Origin of the sequence: uncultured Nitratireductor sp. (assembly GCF_913053745.1) — a bacterium.
Taxonomy (GTDB): Bacteria; Pseudomonadota; Alphaproteobacteria; order Rhizobiales; family Rhizobiaceae; genus Nitratireductor.
The window spans coordinates 1-7,122 of sequence record NZ_CAJXGF010000195.1; the positions used below are offsets into that span (position 1 = coordinate 1).

Sequence of the window (7,122 nt, forward strand, 5' to 3'; positions counted from 1 at the left end):
CCAGCCGCAAGACCGGACGGACGAGACGAATCTTGGTGAAGACCACCTCGCCGCGCAGCGCGGCGAGGGCCGAAAGATCTATCTCGACGCGTTCCGCCTCCATGACGGCGGGGCCGCCATCGTCGTTCCAGTCGGAAAGAACGACGTCGTTCAGCACCGCTCTGAAAGACGGCCAAACCCGGATTTCGGGGGCGTCGTCCAGTCGGACACGATAGCCGCTCCAGGCGCTTACCTGTTGGGCCACGCTGTCGCGCACGATCTGCGTCGATGCCAATATCGGCAGGCACAACACGACCACCACCGCAATCGAGGCGGCGACGATCAATGCCCAAATGCTTTTCTTCATTGCCGACGAGGGCATGGAACCTCATCCTCGACGCTCTGTCCGGCGCTTTTCCGACCCGGACCGAACACTGTTTGCACGGTGCCCGTGTGATGCCACGGTGCTGTAACGCCGGCAGATACCGACTTCACAGCTCCTTACGGGTTTAAACATGACGTATGGCAATTCAAGGACTTGTCGCGTCATGGGCGGGTATTGCACCGCTTTCTGCGTCACTTCGCCAGGATCGTCGTGCAAAGCGGGCGGATTGTTTCAAACGAGACCATTGCCGCCAAGGGACGGAAATGCGTAAGAAGAGCGATCGGTGCCGGAGCGCCGCGCCTTCATCCAGACGCGCAAGGTCGTTCTGTCTCTTAATGTTTCCGCATTCACGCGGATGCCGGGTGATTCTACCGGTTCAAAAATGCCAGGGGCCACGAGGAGGAACAGTATGAGTGCAGCCGAGCCGCTTTGGAAACCATCTGACAACCGGAGGAACGAAGCGCCCATCTCGGCTTTCGCGAAGCGCGCCGAAACCTTGGCAGGAAGAGAACTGCCCGATTATCGTGCGCTCCATGCCTGGTCGATCGACGATCGTGAGGCCTTCTGGTCCCTGGTCTGGGATTTTTGCGGCGTTGTCGGCGAAAAGGGCGAACGTATTCTTGTGGATGGCGACCGCATGCCGGGCGCTTCCTTTTTTCCAGATGCGCGGCTGAACTTCGCGGAAAACCTGCTGCGTGGAACGGGAAGCGGCGACGCGGTGGTGTTTCGCGGCGAGGACAAGGTCGAGCGGCGTCTTTCGTGGGACGAGTTGCACGCAACGGTATCGCGCCTGCAACAGCTTTTCCGTGCAAAGGGGGTGAAGGCGGGCGACCGCGTTGCCGCGATGATGCCCAACATGCCCGAAACGCTCGCGGCCATGCTGGCCGCCACCTCGCTCGGCGCCGTCTGGTCGTCCTGCTCGCCCGATTTCGGCGTTCAGGGTGTGCTCGACCGGTTTGGACAGATCGAGCCGACCATCTTCATCGCGCCGGACGGCTATTGGTACGGCGGCAAATCCTTCGACGTTTCGGAAAAGACGGCGGCGGTTCTCGACAAACTGCCGAGTGTGAAACAGGCGCTGATCGTCGATTATCTCGGCCATGCCGGCGAGACGGCCTCGAAGATCGAGAAGGCCGAGGCTTTCAATGAAGCGGTGGCGGCGTACGAGGCCGGCGATCCCGTATTCGAGCGGCTCCCTTTTTCGCATCCGCTTTATATCCTTTTCTCCTCGGGCACGACCGGGATTCCCAAATGCATCGTGCATTCGGCCGGCGGCACGCTGCTGCAGCACGCCAAGGAACACCGTCTGCATGCGGGGCTGAAGCCCGGAGACCGGCTGTTCTACTTCACCACATGCGGCTGGATGATGTGGAACTGGCTGATGAGCGGACTGGCTTGCGAGGCCACGCTTCTGCTCTATGACGGCTCACCGTTCCATCCGGACGGCAACGTGCTGTTCGACTATGCCGACGCCGAAGGCATGACCTATTTCGGCACCTCCGCAAAGTTCATCGATGCGGTGCGCAAGGCCGAGCTGAAACCGATGGAGAGCCACGATCTCTCGACGGTGGAGACCATCTCGTCGACCGGCTCGCCACTGGCGCCGGAAAATTTCGCTTTCGTCTATGAAGACATCAAGACGGACGTGCATCTTGCCTCGATTTCGGGCGGAACGGACATCGTGTCCTGCTTCGTTCTGGGCGTGCCGACGCTGCCGGTCTGGGTCGGTGAAATCCAGGCGGCTGGGCTTGGAATGGCGGTCGAGGTGTGGGACGACGCGGGACGTCCGCTCGCCGAGGGCAAGGGCGAACTCGTGTGTACGCGCGCCTTTCCTGCGATGCCCATCGGCTTCTGGAACGACGCGGAAGGCGAGCGGTATCACGCGGCCTATTTCGACCGGTTCGACAATGTCTGGTGCCATGGCGATTTCGCCGAATGGACGGAGCATGGCGGCATCGTGATCCATGGCCGCTCGGACGCAACGCTCAACCCTGGCGGCGTGCGGATCGGCACGGCCGAGATCTACAACCAGGTGGAGCAGTTGCCGGAAATTCTGGAGGCGATCTGCATCGGTCAGGAATGGGAAGACGATGTGCGCGTCGTGCTTTTCGTGCGGCTGGCCGAGGGCGTTGTGCTGGACGCGGCATTGGAAAAGACGATCCGCAGCAAGATCAGGACGGGGGCGAGCCCGCGGCATGTTCCAGCGCGCATCGTCGCGGTGTCCGACATCCCGCGCACCAAATCCGGAAAGATCACCGAGCTTGCGGTGCGCGACATCGTTCACGGCCGCGCGGTGAAGAACAAGGAGGCGCTCGCCAACCCGGAAGCGCTGGAGCTTTACCGCGATATTCCAGCGCTCAAGAATTGATCCCGGCGGGTCCATGGTTAAGGAACGATGAAGCCGAAATTTACCGAGACTTCACAAGTGGTACAGTTCGGTAAATTTCTCGGCGGTCCGGTAAGGTCCTGTTAAGGGTTCGCCCGCGATAGTGTCGGCTAACTTGACGAGCCGGACACAGGTCCGACTGTTCATGCAGATGTTCGCCAAGCCCCGTTTTTGACAGCATTCAAATTCCTCAAGCGCCCGTTTCGGGCGCTTTTTTTTTGCCGGAGGGGTCGGTCAGGTGTTGTGGTCGCGCATGAGCGGCCGCGACAAGAGGATCACCGGCACAATGGCCGTGGCGATGATCAGAAGCGCGGCGACGGCGCCGTCTTCGACGACACCGCGGGACGCGTTTTCATAGACATGCGTGGCAAGTGTGCGAAAGCCGAAGGGACGCAGGAGAATGGTGGCCGAAAGCTCCTTGACGGTATCCACGAAGACGAGAATCGCGGCTGTCAGGATCGCCGGCTTCAGAAGTGGCAGCAGAATGGCCATGGCGCTCTGGTTCGCCGTCTTGCCGAGGCTGCGCGCCGCCTGATCGAGGTTGGGCGGCAATTTCTCGAGACCGGAGCGAATTGCGCTTTCGGCCAGCGCCAGGAAGCGGATCGTGCAGGCGATGACGATGGAGGCCGCCGTGCCGGTGAGGAGAAGTCCCGTCGAAAACCCGCCATAGGCGCGGGCTGCCTGATCGACCGCATTGTCGATGGCGGCGAGAGACAGAAGCAGGCCGAGACCGAGGATCGTGCCGGGAAGCGCGTATCCGATCGAGGCAAGGCGCACCAGGCCCATGGTATAGGCGGAGCGCGACAGGCGCATGGCATTGAGCAGCAGCAGCGCAATGATGACCGTCGCTAGCGCGGTGACGCCGGCGACCGCGACGCTTGTCAGGAAGGCTTGCAGAACCTGTGGGTCGGCGAACTGGTAAAGCCGCCTCGAGACATAGCGGCCGAAGACAAAGAGCGGTACGCCGAAGCCCGAAAGGATGGGCAGCGACAGGACGCCCGTGGCAAGCCAGCCTTTCAGGCCCGCAAGCCGCAAACGGGGCGGGCGCACATGCATCTGGGTGCCGCGGGCGCTGTGAAAGCGCTGCTTGCGGCGTGCCCATTGCTCGGCGGTGAGAAGCAGGAAGACGATCACGAGCATTACCGAGGCAATCTGTGCCGCCCCTTCCAGGCTGCCGCGATTGAGCCAGGTGGAATAGACCGAGAGCGTAAGCGTGCGCACGCCGAGATATTCCACTGCGCCGATGTCGTTCAGCGTTTCCATCATCACGAGGGCCAGGCCGGCGACGATGGCGGGGCGGGCAACAGGCAGGAGAATGCGGAAGAAAACGCGCGCCGGACGCGCGCCCAGCGTGCGTGCGACATCGGCGATGTTGCGCCCCTGCATGAGGAAGACGACACGTGTCGTCAGGTAAACATAGGGAAACGTGACCGAGGTCACGACCAGCGCCGCGCCCCAGGTGGACCGGATGTCGGGAAACCAGTAGTCGCGCGCGCTTTCGAAACCGAAGACGGCGCGCAAAGCCGTTTGCAGCGGTCCGACATAGTGGAAGAACTCGCCGAAGGCGTAGGCGGCCAGGTAAGTGGGAACGGCAAGCGGCAGGACGAGCGCCCAGGAGAGAAGCCGGCGCAGGGGAAAATCGTAGCCGACCACCAGCCAGGCCGCTCCCACGCCCGTGATCGCGGTTCCGGTGGCGACGAGGCCGAGCAGCAGAAGCGTCGTGCCGAGCGATTGGGGCAGGACATAGCGCAGGAGATGCGGCCAAGCCTCGCCCGAGCCCGATAGGGCTATGAAGAGGATGGTGGCGATGGGAAGCAGAACGGCCGATGCAATGACCAGACTGGTAAAGCGCGCGGCACCGTGAGGTTCGCCCCGAACGCGGGGAAAGCGGCGTTCGCGAAGCGGTGCCGTCGGCGCGGGATGGGCCGTCATGAGAGCGCAAGCCGATCGATTGCTGAGGAGTCCGCAAATGCAAAAAGCCGGGCCCTGCGAAGGACCCGGCTTTTGCTGTTCACAGGCGGATTAGCTGGCCGGGCCGTCATCGAGCCCGACACGGTCGACCATCTCGGAGGCCGCCTTGCGGTTCTTCGCGATATCGGCAAGCGGAAGGCTGTCCGGCTTGATCTCACCGAAGGACTGCACGGTTTCCGAAACCTCCGCGCCCGGCAGAACCGGATACTCGTAATTGGTTTCGGCGTAGATCGACTGCGCCTCGGCGCTGCCCAGGAATCGCATCAGCTCAAGCGCGTTCTCGCGATTCGGCGCATGTTTGGCCATGGCCATGCCGGAAATGTTCACATGCGTGCCGCGGTCTTGGGAATTGGGGAAAAGGACCTTCATCGCGCCGGCCCAGTCCTTCTGCTCCGGCTCCTTTTCGTTGTTGATCATGAGGCCGACGTAATAGGTGTTGCCGATGCCCAGATCGCATTCGCCGGCATAAATGGCCTGTGCCTGGGCGCGGTCGTTGCCGCTCGGCTTGCGGGCCAGATTGGCCTTCAGCCCCTTCATCCACTCTTCGGCCTTTTCCTCGCCGTGATGGGCGATCATCGAGGCAAACAGGGCGATGTTGTAGTTGTGCTGGCCGCTGCGCATGCAGATCTTGCCCTTCCACTTGGGGTCGGCAAGCTCCTCATAGGTGATCGTGTCCTGATCGACACGCTCCTTGGAGGCATAGACCACACGGCCACGCGTCGTCACACCGAACCAATGCCCTTCGGGATCGCGGAACTCCGAAGGGATCTCGGAATTGACGGTCTCGTCCTCGACGGATTGGGTGACGCCCTTTTCCTTGGCGTTCATCAGGCGGCCGATGTCGACGGTGAGGATGACGTCGGCCGGCGAATTCGAGCCTTCGGCGGCGATGCGATCCTCGAGCCCCTTGTCGAGGAACAAGACTTCCGTCTCGATGCCGGTTTTCTCCGTGAAGGCGTCAAGCAGCGGCTCGATGAGGAAAGGCTGGCGGTAGGAATAGATGTTCACCGTTCCCTCGGCCTGCGCGGCGGGCAGCGTGGCGGCGAGCGTTCCCGCCGCAACGAGCGCGGCGAGGCCCGTGCGGGCGGCAATCAGTTTGTTTGTCAGCATCGGTGTCTCCTAACCTGTGGGATTAAAGGTCCCAGGGAACGCGTGCGGGTCGGTCCACAGCGCAAAGCCATCTCACGAAAAGATCACCAAACGTCAAGGGAAAAGCAAGCAATATCATAAGTTTAGAAGAATTCTAAACTAGGATGGTCATCTTTTCATCAACCATGCCGTGTGCGGCTCAGTCGGCCAAAACTCTTGTCGGCGGAAACGAAACCTCGACGAGCGTGCCTTCTGCGGGCACCGAGTTAATGGCAAAGACGGCGCGATTGGCCTCCACCATGGCGCGCGTCAGGGGGAGGCCGAGACCGGTTCCATCACCGCGCTTGCGCTTCAAGCTGTTGATTTGCTTGAAAGGTTTTAGCGCTTCCTCGATTTCGGCCGGGTTCATGCCGATGCCGGTGTCGCGCACCCGCATGACCACGGACCCGTCCGCACTGTAGGCGGTGGAGATGATCACCTGACCGCCGGCGGGTGTGTAGCGCACGGCGTTGGAAAGCAGGTTGAGCGCGATCTGGCGCACGCTGCGCGGGTCCGCCACCACTTCGGGCAGATTGGAGGCGAAGCTGGAGCGGATGATGACGCGTTCGCGATTGGCCTGCGGCTGCATCATGGCAACCGTTTCCCCCAGCACGTCGTTCAGGGACACTGCCTCATAATGCATCTCCTGCTCGCCGGCCTCGATCTTGGAAATCATGCTCTCGTCGCAGCCGACCTCCTTGGCGAGATCGCGCATGCGCAGGCCCTTGAGAATGCGCGCGTGGCGGATGCGCGCGCCGACCTGAAGCTGTGCCGCTGCGTTGGAATCGCGCGGTTCCGGGCCCCGTGCCATGTCGCCCCTTCCTGAATTCTGTTGCCGAAGCATCAGGTTACCTGACTGACCGGCAGAGTCGTGCATGTCAAGCACGCGGCTGAATAGCAGGAAATCGCCCCAAAGCCTCACAGAAACGCAGGCCCGCAGATCAGCGTGGTGTCGGGACCAGATAAGGAGGCAGGTTGGACGGCTCGGCGAAACGCAGCTTCTCGAGGAGCGCCACATTCGGCTCCATCGAGCGGCGGAGATGCGCCTCCAGGGTCTGCATCGCGGCCTCACGCCGCCCTGCGATGAGCTGATCGAAGATGGTCAGATGCTCATCAAGCATTGCCGCGATCTCGTTCGCTCCCTGAACGTTCTTGAAGGTCGAGTGCGCCGCGATGATCGTCGGCAACTGGCTTCGGCGGATCGTATCGCGAAGCTGCGCGTTGTCGCATCTGAGGAGGATGTCGACATGCAGGTCGTGCTCCAGACGCTCCA

General features: G+C 62.0%; 5 protein-coding genes and 1 pseudogene. 1 reads left to right on the forward strand and 5 read right to left on the reverse strand.

Translation table 11 applies throughout. The features are described 5' to 3' along the window. Positions 1 to 361, reverse strand: a pseudogene (locus tag QZ638_RS21385) (AsmA family protein); the annotation flags it as partial. Positions 362 to 773: 412 nt separating this feature from the next. On the opposite strand from QZ638_RS21385, the gene QZ638_RS21390 reads away from it, so the two are divergent. After that, the gene (locus QZ638_RS21390) at positions 774 to 2,732 is read left to right on the forward strand and encodes an acetoacetate--CoA ligase (RefSeq protein ID WP_295814262.1); all 1,959 of its coding nucleotides are present in this window, start codon (positions 774 to 776) and stop codon (positions 2,730 to 2,732) included. 252 nt (positions 2,733 to 2,984) lie between these two features. On the opposite strand, the gene QZ638_RS21395 is transcribed toward QZ638_RS21390, so the two are convergent. The 4 genes from QZ638_RS21395 to QZ638_RS21410 form a co-directional block, all read right to left on the reverse strand. Then, the gene (locus QZ638_RS21395) at positions 2,985 to 4,682 is read right to left on the reverse strand and encodes an iron ABC transporter permease (protein ID WP_295814265.1); all 1,698 of its coding nucleotides are present in this window, start codon (positions 4,680 to 4,682) and stop codon (positions 2,985 to 2,987) included. A gap of 90 nt (positions 4,683 to 4,772) precedes the next feature. After that, complete coding sequence (locus QZ638_RS21400) at positions 4,773 to 5,831, reverse strand: Fe(3+) ABC transporter substrate-binding protein (RefSeq protein ID WP_295814268.1); 1,059 nt, start codon at positions 5,829 to 5,831, stop codon at positions 4,773 to 4,775. A gap of 178 nt (positions 5,832 to 6,009) precedes the next feature. After that, positions 6,010 to 6,867 (reverse strand): HAMP domain-containing sensor histidine kinase, encoded by an 858-nt coding sequence (locus QZ638_RS21405; RefSeq protein WP_366936270.1) that lies wholly within the window; start codon positions 6,865 to 6,867, stop codon positions 6,010 to 6,012. Continuing rightward, positions 6,791 to 7,122 (reverse strand): FCD domain-containing protein (locus QZ638_RS21410; RefSeq protein WP_366936271.1); only part of this gene is annotated, 332 nt, incomplete at its 5' end. The genes QZ638_RS21410 and QZ638_RS21405, both read right to left, overlap by 77 nt.

Coding starts and splice junctions, on each gene's coding strand:
- QZ638_RS21405 (WP_366936270.1), bottom strand. CDS start 6,867: ATGTGGCGCTCCTCGAGAAGCTGCGTTTCGCCGAGCCGTCCAACCTGC.
- QZ638_RS21390 (WP_295814262.1), top strand. CDS start 774: ATGAGTGCAGCCGAGCCGCTTTGGAAACCATCTGACAACCGGAGGAAC.
- QZ638_RS21395 (WP_295814265.1), bottom strand. CDS start 4,682: ATGACGGCCCATCCCGCGCCGACGGCACCGCTTCGCGAACGCCGCTTT.
- QZ638_RS21400 (WP_295814268.1), bottom strand. CDS start 5,831: ATGCTGACAAACAAACTGATTGCCGCCCGCACGGGCCTCGCCGCGCTC.